The 17,331-nt window shown below is 73.3% G+C and carries 18 protein-coding genes; 12 read left to right on the top strand and 6 right to left on the bottom strand.

Features of this window, described 5'->3' with window-relative positions:
• The first annotated feature begins 62 nt into the window (after window positions 1–62).
• On the top strand, window positions 63–1,277 hold the full coding sequence (locus M8J74_RS01130; RefSeq protein ID WP_249834578.1) for a serpin family protein: 1,215 nt from the start codon (window positions 63–65) through the stop codon (window positions 1,275–1,277).
• A gap of 3 nt (window positions 1,278–1,280) precedes the next feature.
• Here M8J74_RS01130 and M8J74_RS01125 read toward each other — a convergent pair whose 3' ends face one another.
• Window positions 1,281–1,721, bottom strand: a complete 441-nt coding sequence (locus M8J74_RS01125; protein ID WP_249834577.1) for a MarR family winged helix-turn-helix transcriptional regulator — start codon at window positions 1,719–1,721, stop codon at window positions 1,281–1,283.
• 128 nt (window positions 1,722–1,849) lie between these two features.
• On the opposite strand from M8J74_RS01125, the gene M8J74_RS01120 reads away from it, so the two are divergent.
• On the top strand, window positions 1,850–2,764 hold the full coding sequence (locus tag M8J74_RS01120) for an SMP-30/gluconolactonase/LRE family protein (RefSeq protein ID WP_249834576.1): 915 nt from the start codon (window positions 1,850–1,852) through the stop codon (window positions 2,762–2,764).
• A gap of 3 nt (window positions 2,765–2,767) precedes the next feature.
• Here M8J74_RS01120 and M8J74_RS01115 read toward each other — a convergent pair whose 3' ends face one another.
• Window positions 2,768–4,939, bottom strand: coding sequence for a DEAD/DEAH box helicase (locus tag M8J74_RS01115; RefSeq protein WP_249834575.1), 2,172 nt, complete (start codon window positions 4,937–4,939; stop codon window positions 2,768–2,770).
• A gap of 108 nt (window positions 4,940–5,047) precedes the next feature.
• Window positions 5,048–5,194 (bottom strand): hypothetical protein, encoded by a 147-nt coding sequence (locus M8J74_RS01110; RefSeq protein ID WP_249834574.1) that lies wholly within the window; start codon window positions 5,192–5,194, stop codon window positions 5,048–5,050.
• Between the two features lie 192 nt (window positions 5,195–5,386).
• Here M8J74_RS01110 and M8J74_RS01105 point away from each other — a divergent pair, with 192 nt between their 5' ends.
• The 10 genes from M8J74_RS01105 (at window position 5,387) to M8J74_RS01060 (ending at window position 13,858) form a co-directional block, all read left to right on the top strand.
• On the top strand, window positions 5,387–7,045 hold the full coding sequence (locus M8J74_RS01105) for an FAD-dependent oxidoreductase (protein ID WP_249834573.1): 1,659 nt from the start codon (window positions 5,387–5,389) through the stop codon (window positions 7,043–7,045).
• A 184-nt stretch (window positions 7,046–7,229) separates the two neighbouring features.
• A complete protein-coding gene (locus M8J74_RS01100) occupies window positions 7,230–7,745 on the top strand; it encodes a hypothetical protein (protein ID WP_249834572.1) in 516 nt (171 codons plus the stop codon).
• 116 nt (window positions 7,746–7,861) lie between these two features.
• Entirely contained in the window at window positions 7,862–8,542 is a 681-nt protein-coding gene (locus M8J74_RS01095) for a class F sortase (RefSeq protein ID WP_249834571.1), read from the top strand.
• A 103-nt stretch (window positions 8,543–8,645) separates the two neighbouring features.
• Window positions 8,646–9,743 (top strand): SchA/CurD-like domain-containing protein, encoded by a 1,098-nt coding sequence (locus M8J74_RS01090; protein WP_249834570.1) that lies wholly within the window; start codon window positions 8,646–8,648, stop codon window positions 9,741–9,743.
• Between the two features lie 62 nt (window positions 9,744–9,805).
• Window positions 9,806–10,231 carry a cupin domain-containing protein gene (locus M8J74_RS01085; RefSeq protein WP_249834569.1) on the top strand — a complete coding sequence of 142 codons (426 nt, stop codon included), beginning with the start codon at window positions 9,806–9,808 and terminating at the stop codon, window positions 10,229–10,231.
• On the top strand, window positions 10,228–11,496 hold the full coding sequence (locus M8J74_RS01080) for a beta-ketoacyl-[acyl-carrier-protein] synthase family protein (RefSeq protein WP_249834568.1): 1,269 nt from the start codon (window positions 10,228–10,230) through the stop codon (window positions 11,494–11,496). Before M8J74_RS01085 ends, M8J74_RS01080 begins: the two co-directional genes overlap by 4 nt.
• Window positions 11,493–12,734 carry a ketosynthase chain-length factor gene (locus M8J74_RS01075; RefSeq protein WP_249834567.1) on the top strand — a complete coding sequence of 414 codons (1,242 nt, stop codon included), beginning with the start codon at window positions 11,493–11,495 and terminating at the stop codon, window positions 12,732–12,734. The genes M8J74_RS01080 and M8J74_RS01075 overlap by 4 nt, the downstream gene beginning before the upstream one ends.
• Before the next feature lie 33 nt (window positions 12,735–12,767).
• The gene (locus M8J74_RS01070) at window positions 12,768–13,025 is read left to right on the top strand and encodes an acyl carrier protein (RefSeq protein WP_249834566.1); all 258 of its coding nucleotides are present in this window, start codon (window positions 12,768–12,770) and stop codon (window positions 13,023–13,025) included.
• Between the two features lies 1 nt (window position 13,026).
• Entirely contained in the window at window positions 13,027–13,506 is a 480-nt protein-coding gene (locus M8J74_RS01065) for an SRPBCC family protein (RefSeq protein WP_058923459.1), read from the top strand.
• A gap of 19 nt (window positions 13,507–13,525) precedes the next feature.
• A complete protein-coding gene (locus M8J74_RS01060) occupies window positions 13,526–13,858 on the top strand; it encodes a TcmI family type II polyketide cyclase (RefSeq protein WP_249834565.1) in 333 nt (110 codons plus the stop codon).
• A gap of 68 nt (window positions 13,859–13,926) precedes the next feature.
• Here the strand turns inward: M8J74_RS01060 and M8J74_RS01055 are convergent, their stop codons facing one another.
• The 3 genes from M8J74_RS01055 to M8J74_RS01045 all read right to left on the bottom strand — a co-directional run bounded on the left by M8J74_RS01055 (window position 13,927) and on the right by M8J74_RS01045 (window position 17,328).
• On the bottom strand, window positions 13,927–14,955 hold the full coding sequence (locus M8J74_RS01055) for a methyltransferase (RefSeq protein WP_249834564.1): 1,029 nt from the start codon (window positions 14,953–14,955) through the stop codon (window positions 13,927–13,929).
• A gap of 37 nt (window positions 14,956–14,992) precedes the next feature.
• Window positions 14,993–16,048 (bottom strand): right-handed parallel beta-helix repeat-containing protein, encoded by a 1,056-nt coding sequence (locus tag M8J74_RS01050; protein WP_249834563.1) that lies wholly within the window; start codon window positions 16,046–16,048, stop codon window positions 14,993–14,995.
• A gap of 149 nt (window positions 16,049–16,197) precedes the next feature.
• Window positions 16,198–17,328, bottom strand: coding sequence for a HesA/MoeB/ThiF family protein (locus tag M8J74_RS01045; protein ID WP_249834620.1), 1,131 nt, complete (start codon window positions 17,326–17,328; stop codon window positions 16,198–16,200).
• Window positions 17,329–17,331 lie beyond the last annotated feature (3 nt).

Raw genomic sequence — 17,331 nt, 5'->3', positions numbered from 1 at the left:
GAGCGGTGGCGGGAGCGGTGTACGGCTGGGCGCATGGTAAGCGCGGGGCCGGCGGGGGTGGAATGCGGATCACGAATCGGACGATCCGGGCGGTCAACGACCTGACCGCGCGGTGGGCGGCGGTGGCGCCGGCCGGCACGGTGTTCTCGGCGGCGGGGGTGTGGCCGCTGCTCGGCCTGCTGGCCGACGGGGCCGGGGGTACGGCCCGGACGGAGCTGGTGGAGGCGCTGGGCGTGCCCGACGGGCAAGCGGGCGCGGCGGCACGGGAGTTGCTCGGGGCGCTCGGGGCGATGCGCGGGGTCGACAGCGCGCTCGGGCTGTGGACCCGGCGGACTCTGGAGCTGCGGGAAAGCTGGGAGGCGGGGCTGCCCGTCGGGGCGCACGGCGTGCTCACGGCCGACCTGGTGGCCGACAAGGCGGCGCTGGACGCGTGGGCGGCCGAGCGGACGGGCGGGCTGATCGAGCGGATGCCGGTGGCGCTGTACGAGGACACCGAACTGGTGCTGGCGAGCGCGCTGGCGCTGCGGACCCGCTGGCTGCGCCCGTTCACCGAGATCGTGACGGAGCCTGCGGCGGGTCCGTGGTTCGGGCGGACGCTGCTGGGGCTGTGCCGGCGCACCGAGGTGCTGGACCGGATCGGCGTGGCCGACACGCGCTGGGGGCACGTCACCGAGCTGAAGGTGCTGGGCGACAACGCCGTCGACGTCCATCTGCTGCTCGGGGAGGAGCGGATGACACCCGGTCAGGTCCTCGCGGCGGGCGTGGACGTGCTGGCACGCAGGTGTCCGGTGCTGCCGGGGCCGGCGCTGCCGTACGGGGAGGCCGGGCCCGGGCTGCGCGTGGTGAAGGAGCGGTCCGCCACGCCCGATCCCCCGTCGCTGGACGTGGAGACCGTGGCGTTCGAGCTGACGGCCGAGCACGATCTGCTGGAGCGGCCCGAGGTGTTCGGCCTGGCTACGGCGACGCAGGACGGCGAGCCCGGTCCCTTCCCGGGTGTCAGCGCCTACCCGCTGTTCGTCGCGTCGGCCCGGCAGTCGGCGATGGCCCGCTTCCACGCCCGTGGCTTCGAGGCGGCGGCGGTGACGGCCTTCGGCATGCCGGGCGGCGCGATGCCGCGGCTCCGCTGGGCGACCACCGTCGTCGAGGCCGTCTACGACCGCCCCTTCGGCTTCCTCGCGCTGCACCGCCACTCACGGCTGGTCCTGGCGGCCGGGTGGGTGACGGACCCGGAGCCGTATCCGGAGGAGGACCCGGAGGACATCGAGGAGTATCGCTAGGGTCTAGGGCCGCTCCCTCTCCAGGAGCTCCACGCACCGCCCCAACAGGCCCGCCAGGGCGGCGCGTTCCTCGTCCGTGAACTCGGCCGCGAGCGCCCGCTCCACGCGTACGGCGCGGGCGTCGGCGTCGGCCATGACCGCGCGGCCCGCGTCGGTGAGACGGGTCTCCAGCACGTTCCTGTGCCACTCGTGCGGGGTGCGCTCGATGAGGGCGCGGTCCTGGAGGTTGTTCAGGACGGTGTTCATCGTCGGCGGGGTGACTCCGCACAGGCGGGCCAGGGCCGCCGCCGAGATGCCGGGGTTCTCGGAGAGGTGCAGCAGCGCCGAGTACTGGGCGACGGTCACGCCCGCGGGTCTCAGGACGGCGGCCTTCGTCGCGCTGAGAGCCTGTTCGGCCCGCTTGATGTGGGAGCCGAGGCGCTCGGACACGGGCATGGACGTCATCTGCGCATGGTAACGGCCTCTTTCTGCGATGAGATCACGCTGTGTGATTAATGCATTGACGAGCATTAGAGCTCTAACTTAGATTCGTGCGCTGAAGGTAGTGAGTATCCGAAGTGAGAGGCACCGACGTGTCCCGTTCGATCCATCGCCGTACCTTTCTGACCACCGCGACCGCGGCGCTGGCCGTCACCGTGGCGGGCCCGGCCCGGGCGGCCGCCGCGCCGCGGATCTCCACGGCGTTCACGCTCCCCGACGACCGCGCCTATCCCGAGGGCATCGCACTCGACCCGCGCACCGGCGACGCGTACGTCGGCTCGTACACGACCGGCGCGGTGTACCGGGCCGCGCGCGGCAGCCGCGCCGCCGAGGTCTTCCTCGCGGCCGGCGCCGACGGCCGCACCACCGCCAACGGCCTGAAGGTCGACCGGGCCGGGCGGCTGTGGGTCGTCGACTCCACGGCCGGGGTGGACGTGTACGACCTGCCCGGCCGCACACCGCTCGCCCGGCTCACCGTCCCCGGCGACGCCCCGTCCTTCGTCAACGACCTGGCGATCGGGCCGGACGGCACCGCCTACCTCACCGACAGCTCCCGCCCCGTGGTCTACCGCGTCACCCCGGCCGACCTCGCCCGCGCCCGCCGCGGCGGCGCGACGCTGGACGCCGCCTACGACCTGAGCGGCGTGGCGGCCCCGGACGGCCTGTTCCTCAACGGGATCGTGGTCGATCCGTCGGGCCGGTACCTGTTCGTCGTCGGCATGACCGGCGGCGACCTGACCCACGGTGACGGCCTGGAGCTGACGCACGGCACCCTGTGGGCCGCGCACAACGCCGTCGACGCCCTCAGCCGGTGGCGGCTGGCCCGGGACGGCTCCTCGGCCCGGCTGGAGCGGCGGTTCAGCGACTCCGCGCTGCAGATCCCGACCACGCTCGCCCGTCTCCACGGCCGGCTGCTGGTCGTACGGTCGCAGTTCGACAAGGGCGGCCCGATGGGTCCGGGCGTGCCCGACGAGCCGTTCACCGTGGCCTGGGTGGACGGGATCTGACGGTCAGCCGGCCGGTTCGGCCGCCAGTCTGCGCTGCTCCTCCTCCACGATCCGGCGGGCGATGTCGGCGTCCGAGACGTCGATCGCGTCCGGGGTGGCGTCGGCGGTGTCGCTGCGGCGGGCGTAGGCGTCGAACAGACGGCTCTTGTCGTTCAGGATGCGCAGGAGGCGTTCGTCGACGCTGTCGGGGGACAGCAGGCGGTGCACCTGGACCGGGCGGACCTGGCCCATGCGGTGGGCGCGGGCCACGGCCTGGTGCTCCAGGGTCGGCTTGACCTGCGGTTCGCACAGGATCACCACGGAGGCCGCCTGGAGGTTGAGGCCGGTGCCGCCCGCCTCGATCTGCGCGAGCAGCACCGCGTGGCCGTCGGCCGCCGTGAAGTCGTCGACCAGGCGCTGACGGCGGGCGGCGGGCACGTTGCCCGCGATCGGGCCGAGGGCCGTGCCGTCCAGGGCCGACCCGACCGCCGCGAGCACGTCGCGGAAGTACGAGAACACGACCACCTTCAGGCCGTTCGCCGCCGCGTCCGCGACGAGTTCGCGCAGCCGCTGCAGCTTCGCGGACTTCTCCGGGGCGGCGTAGGCGGCCCGGCGCATCGCCATGAAGTTCCCCGCGGCGACCGCCGCGCGGTAGGCGTCCTCGTCGGCCGCGCCGAACGCCTCCCACTCGTCCACGTGGAGGACGGCGGGCAGCTCGGTGAGCACGTCCTGCTGGTTGCGGCGCAGATAGGCGGGGGCGACGGCTCTGCGGAAGGCGTGCGGGCCGGCGACCGCGTCGCTGTCGCGGATGCCGGGGAGCAGTTCGGGCCGCAGTTGGCGGACGAGCGTGCGGAACTCCTCGACGCGGTTCTCCATCGGGGTCCCGGTGAGGAACAGCACGCGCTCGCAGGTTCCCGTCCAGGCGGCGATCGACCTGGCGCGGCGGGTGTCGGGGTTCTTGACGTAGTGCGCCTCGTCCACGACGAGCATCCCGGGCCCGTCGCCGTCCGGCGCGGGCAGGGTGTGCAGCAGGTCGAAGGTGGTCAGGGCGACGCCGCCGCGCTCGCGCCACTCGGCGTACGCGTCCCGCCGGTCCGGGCCGTGCACGGGCACCGGCCGCAGGGTGCTGCGGGAGCGGATCTCGCGCGTCCAGTTGATCAGCACGCTCGCCGGGCACACCACCAGGAAGTGGGTGTGCCCCTCGGCCGCGAGGTGGGCGAGCGCGGCGATGGCCTGGACCGTCTTGCCCAGGCCCATCTCGTCGCCGAGGACGACGCGCCGCTGGGCGAGGGCGAAGCGGGCACCGAAGGACTGGTAGCCGCGCAGGGAGACCCGGCGGTGGGTGTCGTCGAGCGGCTGGGCGCGGACCCGCTCGGCCACCTCCGAGGGCAGGAAGCCCTCGGCGGCCGCCTCGTCCGTGCGGTGGGCGGAGACCTCGGCGAGTTGGCTGTAGTACTCCGCGGAGCGCAGCTCGAAGTCGACCCAGGCCTCGATCTCGGAGGCCGGTCCGCGCAGCAGGTCGGTCGAGGCCTGCGCCAGTTCCAGGCCGGTGCCCGCCGACTCCGCCTCGGCCGCCAGCGCGGACAGCCGGGTCGTCGCGGCGAGGGCGGCCTCCCTGCGGGACCGGCCGGCGAGTGCCAGGCGGAGCCGGCCGGTGGCGGGGCGGGCGGCGGGCAGCAACTCGGCGAGCTCGCCCTCCAGTCGACCGGCGGTGTCGACGGCCCTGCGCAGTTCCGGTCCGGCCTCGACGAGCCGGTGCAGCGCGACGACCAGGGCGGTGGTGCGGGGTTCGGGGCGGTCGACGTCGATGCGGACGGAGACGGTCTCCGCGACGGCCGCCGCGATCTGGTGGGCGGCGGCGAGGGCCTGGTCGGCGGTCTGGGCGCCGACCCCGGGGACCCGGCGCAGTTCGTACCGGCTCGCCTCGTGCACCGCCCGCACCGTCGTGAACCCGGCCGCCTCCACGGCCGCCAGCCGCAGCCTGCCCTCGGTGGCGTCCTTCAGCCGGGCCACCGGGATGGACTCCAGCTCCCGGGCGACCAGTTCGTCCTTCAGCGGCGCCAGGGCGGAGCGCACCGCCTCCAGGGCGCGGGCGTGATCGTCGAGTACGGCACGCGCCGCCTCGTACAGCCGCGTGCCCCGCTCGCAGACCTCCCTGGCCCGCCGCCCCACGGGCGCCGCCGGCTCCTCCCCCACGCCCACCGCGCCACCCCTCCCGCTCCGCCCGTCCCAGGTGCCCACATCCTCGCACCGGACTCCGACGGCGCAGGCGGCCCGGGAGGCAGGGGAGCCCGGGCCGTGCGATCAACTCCGGCGCGGCACAAGGAAGGCCCTGCCGACCACGGCGACCACGGCGATCTCGACGATGCCGCCGGTGCGGACGCCGTCCTCGTCGGCCCCCTGGGTCGGGTCGCACCCGCGCCGCCTGAACACCGTTACCGGACAACCCACTTGGGCAAGCGTTGCCCACGGAACCCCGAAGATCGCGGGACCACCGGCCGGTGGTGCGGGGAGCGCGCGCCGGCCCGGCGTGCGCGCCTGCGGACGGGTGAAATCTGACCCGTTGTCAGTTGTGCGGGGCATGGATGGAGGGCCGACCCCAACACGGCCGAGTCGGTGGAGACGACGCGCCGGAGGCGAGTGATGAACGAAGAAGCGCAACACACGGGTGCCCGCGTCCACAGGACGCCGGTCCTGATCGTCGGCGGTTCCCTGGTCGGTCTGTCGACGTCTGTGTTCCTCGGACGGCTGGGGGTGGAGCACACGCTGGTCGAGCGGCACGCCGGCACCTCGATCCACCCGCGCGGCCGCGGCAACAACGTCCGCACGATGGAGCTGTTCCGGGTGGCCGGCGTCGAGCCGGCGATCCACCGGGCGGCGGCGACCCTGGCCGGCAACCACGGCATCCTGCAGACGCCGACCCTGGTCGGCGACGCGGGCGAGTGGCTGTTCCGGCAGATCGACCCGGGCGGCGGCCTGGCCCGGTTCAGCCCCAGCGGCTGGTGCCTGTGCAGCCAGAACGACCTGGAGCCGGTCCTGCTGGAGCACGCCCGGCGCCTCGGCGGCGATCTGCGGTTCGCCACCGAGATGATGTCCTTCGACGCCGGTCCGGACGGCGTGACCGCCGTGGTCAAGAGCCGCGAGACCGGCGAGCACACGACCGTCCACGCCGACTATCTGGTCGCCGCCGACGGCCCGCGCAGTCCGGTCCGCGAACAGCTCGGCATCGGCCAGAGCGGCCCGGGCGACCTGTTCCACAACGTCAGCGTCACCTTCCGCTCCCGCCGGCTGGCCGAGGTGGTGGGCGAGCGCCGCTTCATCGTCTGCTACCTGACCAACCCGGAGGCGGACGGGGCGCTGCTGCCGGTGGACAACGTCGAGAACTGGGTCTTCCACGCGCCCTGGCACCCCGAACACGGCGAATCCCTGGAGGAGTTCACCGACGAGCGGTGCGTCGACCACATCCGGCGCGCCGTCGGCGTGGCGGACCTGGACGTGGAGATCACCGGGCGGGCGCCCTGGCACGCCGCCCAGCGCGTCGCCCGCAGCTACCGCTCGGGCCGCGTCTTCCTGGCCGGCGACTCGGCCCACGAGATGTCCCCCACCGGCGCGTTCGGCTCCAACACCGGTATCCAGGACGCGCACAACCTCGCGTGGAAGCTGGCCGCGGTGCTCGGCGGCTGGGCGGGCGAGGGGCTGCTGGAGACGTACGACGCCGAGCGGCGGCCGGTGGCGGAGGCGACCAGCGCCCGGGCCGCCGCGCGGTCGGCCGAGCACAGCCACCCCGGTTTCGCGCCGCCGCCCGGGGCGGGCGCCGGCGGCCCCCAGCGGGGCATCCTGAACGTGGCCCTCGGCTACCGCTATCCGCAGGGCGCCGTCGTCGGCACCGAGCCCGCCGCCCCGGTCGTCCCGGAGGGCCTCGTCCTGACGGGTGAACCCGGCAGCCGCGCCCCGCACATGTGGCTGCGTCACCACGGCGAGCGGATCTCCACCCTCGACCTGTACGAGAAGTCCCTGGTCCTGCTGAGCGGGGCCGGTGAGCCGGGCGGCTGGCACGAGGCGGCCGTACGGCTCGCCGCGCGGACGCCCGCCCCCCTCGTGTCGTACCGCGTGGGCACCGGGCCCGAGGCCGAGCTGGTGCCCGAGGAGGGCGCGGACTGGGCGCAGTGCCACGGCACGGAGCACGGGGGCGCCGTACTGGTCCGCCCCGACGGGTTCGTGGCCTGGCGCTCGGCGGGACCGGTGGACGACGCCGAGTCGACGCTGCGTCATGTCCTGACGGCGGTGACGGCACTGACCTGAGCTCGGGGCAAAAAGGGCCGGCCGGGCGGTGCGACACCGCCCGGCCGGCCCATGCCGTTCACCCGCGTGATCGTCTTGAGTGGTGGCCGAGCGCCACCGCGCTGACGGTGGTTCACGTCGGGGCCGGGTCACCTCAGCTGACACCACGCCAGCTGCCCAGGCCACGACGGAAGGAAAACCACCTATGCGCTCTGCTCGCATGCTCCTGGCCACCGCGGCGGCCTCGGCCGTCCTGGCGATCACCGCCCCCGGCGCCTACGCGGCCGACGGCGGCTGGAGTCCGGACAGCTCGTCGTCCTCCTCCACCGGCAAGGAGCACGACTCGTCCTCCTCCACCGGCAAGGAGCACGACTCCTCCTCCTGGAGCAAGGAACACGACAAGGACGGCAGCCACGACGGACCGCGTGGTGGCATGCACACGGGTGGCGGGGCGCTGACCGCCGTCAAGGGCGACAACTGGGGCGGCGGCTCCTCCGACCCCCGGTTCGACCCGGACACCTACCGCAAGCACGGCGAGGACTCGTCCAGCGACTCGGGCGGCTGGAGCGGTGAGCACGAGAAGCCGCACGGGGGCATGCACACCGGTGGCGGCGCGCTCGCCACGCCGACGGTGACCGCGGGCGGCCTGGCCGTCCTGGGCCTCGCCGGGGCCGGCCTCTTCGCGGCGCGGCGGAGGAAGACCGTCGCGACCCTGGCCTGAGCCATGCCGGACGCGATAGCGGCCCGGGCCGCCACACGCGCCCCCGTGGCGGCCCGGCCGCTCCCACCCCCGTCCCGTCCGCTCGACTGCCGTGTCCGAGTGAGGTGTTCTTCCCGATGGCAGCCCCTTCCTCTCCTCCCTCCGGCGACGACCCGGCCCCCGGCGCGAGCTCGCGCACGAGCCCCGTGATGATCTGGGCCGCGGCCGGGCTGCTCCTGGCCATCGCCCTGTTCACGGGCCACGACCCCGCGCCCGGCACCTCCCGCGCACCGCGCGCGGACCACGCCGCCGTATCGGCCCCGCCCGCCCGGGCGGCTCCCTCGGGAAGCTCGGCGGGACCGCATCTGCCCTGGTCGAGGCCGGTGCGTCTGCTGATCCCGAAGATCGGCGTGGACGCGCCCTTCACCGACCTGTCCCTCGGCGCCACCGGGCAGCTCCAGCCGCCGCCGGCCGCCGACACCAACCTCGTCGGCTGGTACGCCGACGGTGCCGCGCCCGGGGAGACGGGCACGGCGGTGATCGCGGGGCACGTCGACACCAAGACGTCGGCCGCCGTCTTCGCCGGCCTGAGCGAACTGCGCAAGGACGACGTCTTCTCCGTGGAGCGCGCCGACGGCCGTACCGCCACCTTCCGGGTCGACAGCGCGGAGACCTTCTCCAAGGCGGACTTCCCCAGCGACCGCGTCTACGGCGACACCCCGCGGGCCGAGGCACGCCTCATCACCTGTGCGGGCGACTACGACCGAACGGTGCGGGACTACACCGACAACCTGGTCGTCTTCGCGCACCTGGTGTGAGCCACGGTCACCCGCGTGATTCACGCGAGTCGCGCGCCGCACAGGACGGGCACAGGATCGAGAACGCCGAGAAGCAATCCCCCGAGAAGGAGATGTGCGCAGGATGACCACCACGTCCGAACGTGCCCCCCAGGCATCGCCCCGCGTGTCCCAGTCCGTGTTCGACGGCTCCCGCCTGCGGGTCGTGCTGCTCGTGGACGTCTACGACGGCGCCCAGCAGCAGTTCCTGGAGGCCTACGAGCAGCTGTGCCACCAGGTCGCCTCCGTCCCCGGACACGTCAGCGACCAGCTGTGCCAGTCCATCGAGAACCCCTCCCAGTGGCTGATCACCAGCGAGTGGGAGAGCGCCCCGCCGTTCCTCGCCTGGGTCAACAGCGAAGAGCACGTGCGGATGGTGGAGCCGCTGCACAGCTGCGTGCGGGACACGCGGTCGCTACGCTTCCACGTCGTCCGCGAGACCGGCGGACCCGCCGCGGACGACGAGCGCCGGCTGCAGAGCATGCCCCGCATCGGCGACGGTGTGATCCGGCACGCGCTCACCTTCACCGTCAAGCCGGGCAGCGAGGAGCAGGTCAAGAAGATCCTCTCCGACTACGCCTCCCCCGAGCCCCGGGTCGACGACAGCACCCGGCTGTGCCGTACGTCCCTGTTCATGCACGGCAACCGGGTGGTGCGGGCCGTGGAGGTCAAGGGCGACCTGCTCGCCGCGCTGCGCCACGTCGCCCGCCAGCCCGAGGTCCGCGCCGTGGAGGAGGCCATCAACCCCTATCTGGAGCAGGACCGGGATCTCGACGACCCCGAGTCGGCCCGGATGTTCTTCACCCGTGCGGCCCTGCCCGCCGTGCACCACGTGACGGCGGAGGCGCACAACACGCCCGTCGAGCGGCACGCCCTGTACTACCCGGCCCGTCCGGGACAGGGGATGCGACTGGCCGAGGTGCTCGCCCGGCAGGACACGGCGGCGGCGGACGACCCGCACGGCCCGGTCGTGCGCAGCACGATCTTCCAGCGCGACGACATCGTTGTCCGGTTGATCGACGTGCGCGGCGCGCTCGACACCGCCGTCCCCGCGCCGTTCCTCGGCCTGTCCGACCCCGGGCAGGTGGCCGAGCTGACCACGTTCCCGGACGGCGACCCGGCGCGCGTGCTCGAGGCCGCGCGCATGGACCTCGTCACCGACCGCCGTTCGCCCGACGCCTGACCGGTCGACCGCGACGGCCACTGACCCACCCGCCCGCGCAGCGCATGAATCGGAGCACTGTCGTGACCACTTCCCTTCCCAGAATCGTGGCTCTGAGCGAGATCGAGCCCAACACCCGCCGTGGCGGCGATCTGCGCGCCCTGCTCACCCCCGCCACGGTCGGCTCGACCAGCGGTTTCATGGGTGTGGCCATCGTGCAGCCCGGCGACCGCATCGGTGAGCACTACCACCCGTACTCCGAGGAGTTCGTGTACGTCCTGTGCGGGCAGCTGGAGGTGGACCTCGACGGCGAGGCCCACCCGCTGCAGCCCGAGCAGGGGCTGATGATCCCCGCCCACATGCGCCACCGCTTCCGCAACGTGGGCAACGTCGAGGCCCGTCTCGTCTTCCACCTCGGCCCGCTGGCGCCGACCCCGCCGCTCGGGCACGTGGACACCGAGGAGACGGACGCCGCCCCGGTGGCCGGACGAGATCGGGTCGCGTCATGAGCCGGCGCGTCGCGGTCACCGGCATAGGCATCGTCGCACCCGGCGGCATCGGCGTACCGGCGTTCTGGAACCTGCTGGCCGAGGGGCGCACCGCGACCCGGGGCATCACGTTCTTCGACCCGTCCGGGCTGCGGTCGCGGATCGCCGCCGAGTGCGACTTCGAGCCCGGCGCGTACGGGCTGGACCCCGAGCAGGTCGCGCGCTGCGACCGCTACATCCAGTTCGCCCTGGTGGCGGGCGAGGAGGCGGTGCGGGACGCGGGTCTCGACCTCGGCCGGGAGGATCCCTGGCGGGTCGGGGTGTCGCTCGGCACCGCGGTCGGCGGGACCACCCGGCTGGAGCACGACTACGTCCTGGTCAGCCACGGCGGGCAGCGCTGGGACGTCGACCACCGGGAGGCCGGCCCGCACCTGCAGCGCGCGTTCGCGCCGAGCACCCTCGCCGCGACGGTGGCGGAACGGTTCGGCGCGGGCGGGCCGGTGCAGACGGTCTCCACGGGCTGCACCTCCGGCCTGGACGCGGTGGGCTACGCCTTCCACACCATCGAGGAGGGCCGGGCCGACGTCTGCATAGCCGGCGCCTCGGACTCGCCGATCTCCCCGATCACCATGGCGTGCTTCGACGCGATCAAGGCCACCTCCCCCAACAACGACGACCCGGCCCACGCCTCCCGCCCCTTCGACGCCGAGCGCAACGGCTTCGTCATGGGCGAGGGCGGCGCCGTACTCGTCCTGGAGGAGCTGGAGCACGCGCGAGCCCGAGGCGCGCACGTGTACTGCGAGCTCAGCGGCTACGCCACCTTCGGCAACGCCTACCACATGACCGGTCTGACCACCGAGGGACTGGAGATGGCCCGCGCCATCGAGGACGCCCTCGACCACGCCCGGCTCGACCCGACGGCGATCGACTACGTCAACGCGCACGGGTCGGGCACCCAGCAGAACGACCGGCACGAGACGGCGGCGGTCAAGCGGGCGCTGGGCCCGCACGCCTACGACACCCCGATGAGCTCCATCAAGTCCATGGTGGGCCACTCCCTGGGCGCGATCGGCGCGATAGAGGTCGTCGCCTGCGTGCTGGCCCTGGCCCACCAGGTCGTACCGCCCACCGCGAACTACGAGACCCCGGACCCCGAGTGCGACCTGGACTACGTCCCGCGCACGGCCCGCGAACGCCGGCTGGACAGCGTGCTGTCCGTGGGCAGCGGGTTCGGGGGCTTCCAGTCGGCGGTGGTCCTGTCCCGGTCGAGGGAGCCAAGACGATGAGCGAACCGTATCCACGGCGTGTCGCCGTCACCGGAATCGGCGTGGTCGCGCCCAACGGCAACGGCACGGACGCCTTCTGGAAGTCCACCGAGGCGGGCCTCAGCGTCCTCGGCCGGGTCACCCGCGAGGGCTGTGAGCACCTGCCGCTGCGGGTGGCCGGTGAGATCCGGGACTTCGAGGCCGCCACGGCGGTCGAGGAGCGGTATCTCGTGCAGACCGACCGCTTCACGCACTTCGCGCTGGCCGCCGCCGACCGCGCGCTGGACGACGCCGGGCTCGGCCGGGCCGACACCGACGAGGCTCCGTTCTCGGTCGGCGTGGTCACCGCGGCCGGCTCCGGCGGCGGCGAGTTCGGCCAGCGGGAACTGCAGCAGCTGTGGGGCAAGGGCAGCCGGTTCGTCGGCCCGTACCAGTCGATCGCCTGGTTCTACGCCGCCAGCACCGGCCAGATCTCCATCCGCCGTGGCTTCAAGGGCCCCTGCGGTGTGGTCGCCTCCGACGAGGCGGGCGGCCTGGACGCCCTGGCGCACGCGGCACGCGCGGTGCGCCGTGGCACCGACGTGCTGGTGGCGGGCTCCACGGAGGCGCCGCTCGCCCCCTACTCGGTGGTGTGCCAGCTCGGTTATCCGGAGCTGAGCACCGAGGAGGACCCGACCCGCGCCTACCGCCCCTTCACCTCCGCGGCCTGCGGGTTCGTGCCCGCCGAGGGCGGCGCGATGCTGGTGGTGGAGGACGAGGGGTCGGCCCGCGAGCGCGGTGCCGAGGTGCGGGCCCGGATCGCCGGGCACGCGGCGACGTTCACCGGGGCCGGCCGCTGGGAGCGGTCGCGGGAGGGGCTCGCGCACGCCATCCGCGGCGCCCTGGCCGAGGCCCGCTGCGCGCCGGAGGAGATCGACGTGGTCTTCGCCGACGCCCTGGGCGTGCCGGAGGCCGACCGGGCCGAGGCCCTGGCGATCGCCGACGTGTTCGGCGCGCACGGCCGGCGGGTGCCGGTCACCGCGCCGAAGACCGGGATCGGCCGGGGTTACGGGGCCGCGCCCGTGCTGGACGTCGCGGCGGCGGTGCTGGCGATGCGCCACGGCGTCATCCCGCCCACCCCGAACGTCTTCGACGTCTGCCACGACCTCGACCTCGTGACCGGCGCGGCCCGCGCCGCCGAGCCGCGCACGGCGCTGGTCCTCAGCCGAGGGCTCATGGGGTCGAACTCGGCGCTCGTGCTGCGGCACGGCGCCGCCTGAGAAACCGTCACACCAGCGAAGGAGAACCACCGCATGAGTGACCGCATCACCGTGGAAGAACTGTCCGAGCTGATGAAGAAGGCGGCCGGCGTCACCGTCGCACCCGAGGAGCTGCAGCGGGGCTACGACTCCGGCTTCGACACCTTCGGCATCGACTCGCTCGGGCTGCTGGGCATCGTCGGCGAGCTGGAGAACCGCTACGGCACGCCGATGCCGCCGGACGCCGAGCGCAGCAAGTCGCCCCGGCAGTTCCTCGACCAGGTCAACGGCGCCCTGCTGGCGGGGGCGTGACATGACCGGACACACCGAGAACGAGATCACCATCGCCGCACCGCTGGACCTGGTGTGGGACATGACGAACGACGTGGCCGGCTGGCCGCGGCTGTTCAGCGAGTACGCCTCCGCCGAGATCCTCTCCCGGGAGGGGAACAAGGTCACCTTCCGGCTGACCATGCACCCCGACGACAACGGCAAGGTGTGGAGCTGGGTCTCGGAGCGCGAGGCGGACCGCGACACCCTCACCGTCCGGGCCCGCCGGGTCGAGACGGGCCCCTTCGACCACATGAACATCGTGTGGCGGTACGAGGAGGTCCCGCAGGGCGTGCGGATGGTCTGGACGCAGGACTTCGCGATGAAGCCCGAGGCTCCGGTCGACGACGACTGGATGACCGACAACATCAACCGCAACTCCAAGGTGCAGCTGGCGCTGATCCGCGACCGCATCGAGAAGACGGCGGCCGAGCAGGGCCTCACGCCCGGCCTGACCGACTGAGCCGGACGGAGAACCTCCCATGCACCAGGCGCTGATCGTCGCCCGGATGGCCCCGGGCTCGGCTCCGGACATCGCCAAGATCTTCGCGGAGTCCGACCGGGGCGAGCTGCCGCACCTCGTAGGAGTCGTCCGGCGCAGCCTGTTCCAGTTCGGCGACGTGTACATGCATCTCGTGGAGTCCGAGCGCGATCCCGGACCCGCCATCGCCAAGGTCGTCGACCACCCGGAGTTCCGGGACGTCAGCGAACGTCTCGCCTCGTACGTCAGCGCGTACGACCCCGAGACCTGGCGCTCCCCCAAGGACGCCATGGCCCAGCGCTTCTACCTCTGGGAGCGCGACCCGGCCGGCTGACCACGCACACACACCGGTCGCCGGACCCGCAGCGCCGCGGGTCCGGCGACCGGTGTGTGTGGGCCCGGTCAGCCCGGGACGTGGCAGTCGAAGGCGTGCAGGTAGGGGTTGACGGGGCTGATGTCGTCGATGACCAGCCCGGCCGCGGTGATCCGGTTCACCATGCTCTCGGTGGTGTGCTTCGCCCCGCCGACGTTGAGCAGCAGCAACAGGTCCATGGCGGTGCTGAACCGCATGGAGGGCGTGTCGTCGACGAGGTTCTCGATGACCACGACCCTGGCCCCGGGCCCGCCGGCCTCGCGGACGTTGCGCAGGAGACGGGTCGTGCTCTCGTCGTCCCACTCCAGGATGTTCTTGATGATGTACGTGTCGGCCTTGACCGGCACCGACACCCGGCAGTCGCCGCCCAGGATCTGCACCCGCTCCGCGAGCGCGCCGCCCTCGCGCAGCCGGGGGTCGGCGTTCTCCACCACCTGCGGCAGGTCGAGCAGGGTGCCCCGCATCGACGGGTACTTCTCCAGCAGGCTCGCCACGACGTGCCCCTGGCCGCCCCCGAGGTCGGCCACCGACGAACTCCCGGACAGATCGAGGAGCTCGGCGACCTCCTTCGCGGACTGCTTGCTGGAGGTGGTCATGGCGCGGTTGAAGACGTCCGCGGACTCGGGCGCGTCCTCGTTGAGGTACTGGAAGAACTCCTTGCCGTACAGGTCCTGGACGACGTTGCGTCCGCTGCGCACGGCCTCGTCGAGCTTCGGCCAGGCGTCCCAGGTCCACGGCTCGGTGCACCACAGGACGATGGCGCGCAGGCTGTGCGGGTCGTCCTCGCGCAGCAGCCGGGAGACGTCGGTGTGCGCGAACGTCCCGTCGGGCCGCTCGGCGAAGACGCCGTAGCAGGACAGGGCCCGCAACAGCCGCCGCAGCGGCGCCGCTTCGGTCTTCACCGCGGCGGCGAGGTCCTCGGCGGCCATCGGGCCCTCGCCGAGGGCGTCGGCGACGCCGAGCCGTGCCGCGGCGCGCAGGGCGGCGGCGCAGGCCGCCCCGAAGGCGAGTTCCCGCAGCCGCATCGAGGGCGGTGGGGCGGTCTGGGCGGTCGTCATGTGCCGCCCTCCTTCCTGGAGTCGGACGGTACGGCGGTCAGCACAGGCCCGCGGGCAGGGACGCCCGGCAGTTGTTGCCGGTGAAGGTGTTGCCCTTGCCGGGGTCGCCGTTGACGAGGTCGGCCGGGGCGTTGCCCTGGAGCACGTTGTCCTTGATGCGGTTGTTGTCGCTGGTGGCGCCCACGAGGCTCTTGAACAGCACGATGCCGCCCGACAGCGGCGAGTCGCCGGCGTTGTCGCGGATCGTGTTGTGGGTGACGAGGGTGCTCTCGGCGCCGGTCAGGACGATGCCGGAGCCCTGGAGTGCGGGCAGCCGCGCCGTCTTGGGGCACGACTTGTTGTTGCGCACGACGCGGTTGTCGCGGACGGTCAGGTCACCGGCCTTGGGCGTGTTCTCGTCGCCGACGATCATCACGCCCGCGCAGTTGCCGGTGAGGTGGTTGCCGGCGACGGAGAGGTCGCGCAGGCGGCGGACGGTGATGCCGATCCGGTTGCCCTGAAGGCGGTTGTGCTCCACACGGGTGCCGTGGGTGTCCGCGGCGCCCGCCTCCCGGGTGATGGTGTTGGCGAGGAAGAGGCCCGCGTCGCCGTTGTCCCGGGCGGTGTTGGAGCGGATCACGCTGCGCACCGAGCCCTCCTGGGCGATGCCCCACACGGCGTTCTTCACCGCGGTCACGTTCCGCACGGTCAGGCGGTCGGTGGCCATGGCGAAGACGCCGGTGTGGCCGAAGCCGGTGACCGTCAGGTCGGCCACGGTGACGCCCTGGAGGTCGTGGCCCCTGGCGCCGATCACGCAGATGCCGTTGCCCCGGGAAGCGCAGGCGCCCGTCTTGTCGGTGCCCGGTTCGACGACCGTCTCACGGCCCGTGCCCCGCAGGGTCAGGTGAGGCGTCGTCACCTTGACGCTCTCGTGGTAGGTGCCGGGGGTCACCAGCACGGTGTCCCCGGGGGCGGCGGCGTCCACCGCCTTCTGGATGGACTGGCCGGGGAAGACCAGGTGGGTACTGGGTACGGAGTCCGGTGGGGCGGCGCCGAGGCCCGCCCCGAGGATCGCTGCGGTGCACGCAAGATACGCGATGCGACATTTAGTCATATTCCATACGTTATGACCGGATGGCTCGCGGGCCGGTGCGATGGGCCATCCGGAGGCGTGTCACGCGGGCGGTGCGATGGGTCGTGCGACGGGGCACCCGGAGGCGTGTCACGCGCACCGTGGCCGCAGCCGCACCGGTGTTGCGGCGCTCAGGTTCCGCAGGCCGGGCAGTCGGCGCGGCGCTCCGCGCGCTGCATGATCGCCTCGCCGGGCACCATGAGATTGAGGCCGAACCGGCAGCCGGGCTCGACCGGCGGTATCCCGCACAGCAGCATGATCGCCGCATGGGCCAGCAGACCGCCGGACAGGCTCGCGGTCACGGCGTTGACCGGGTTCCACGGCATCCGGGGCGAGGCGGCCTCCTCGTCCTGGCCGGGCGCGAGACGCAGGTCGCGGCGCTCGATCTCGGCGCTGCGCAGACACTCCCAGCAGGCGCCCCGGCCGGGCGCGAACACCCCGACGCTCACCAGCGGCCCGCGATAGCCGGCCTCGGCCCACGGGGTGCCGGAGGCGAGGCAGACCCGATTGGCCCAGCGCCGGATCACGGGCGGACGGTCGGCGGCCAGCAGGAGCAGGTCGTAGCGCGGACCGCCGCCGGTCAGCATGTCCTCGAGGTCCGACGGGCCGCGCACCTCTCCACGCTCCCCCGTGACCGTCGTGTCCGAGTTCAGGGCGCGCAGTACCGTCAGTGCCGCGTCGAGCTTGGGCGTGCCCAGGTCGGCTTCGCGGAAGAGGGTCTGGCGGTTGAGGTTGGACAGTTCGACGACGTCCGGTTCGACGCAGTGCAGCAGCCCCACCCCGGAGGCCACCAGGTCCCGGGCGGCGGCCGAACCGGTGCCGCCGAGGCCGACCAGCAGGACCCGGGCGCGGCGCAGCATCAGCTGCGGCTCCCAGGCGCTCGCCCTGGGCGACAGGTCCATCCAGCGCAGCAGGGTCATGCCCCGGCCGTAGCGCTCCCGTTCCCGCTCCGACAGCTCCGGCGGGGGCGCGGCACCGGCGTCCTCCACGTAACCGGTCGCGGTCAGGTCCGTCATCGCCTGCGCGATGTCCGGCTCCGGCAGCCGCAGTTGCGGATGGCTGCGGGCGACCTCGGCGACGACGTCCGCGGCGCTGCGCGTGCCGTCCATGGCCTCGACCAGCGTCCACACCCAGCCGTCGGGGTCCTTGACCTCGGCGCCGACGCCGTGGACGACGCTCCCGATCCGGACGTTGCCGTCGACGGTCCGGTAGGCGCGGTGCTCCGGCTTGATCCGGGGCCGCCGCATCGCGTGCACGGTCATCTT

Source organism: Streptomyces panaciradicis, assembly GCF_023516615.1.
Taxonomy (GTDB): Bacteria; Actinomycetota; Actinomycetes; order Streptomycetales; family Streptomycetaceae; genus Streptomyces; species Streptomyces panaciradicis.
This window is presented reverse-complemented; position numbering and strand designations above follow the sequence as displayed.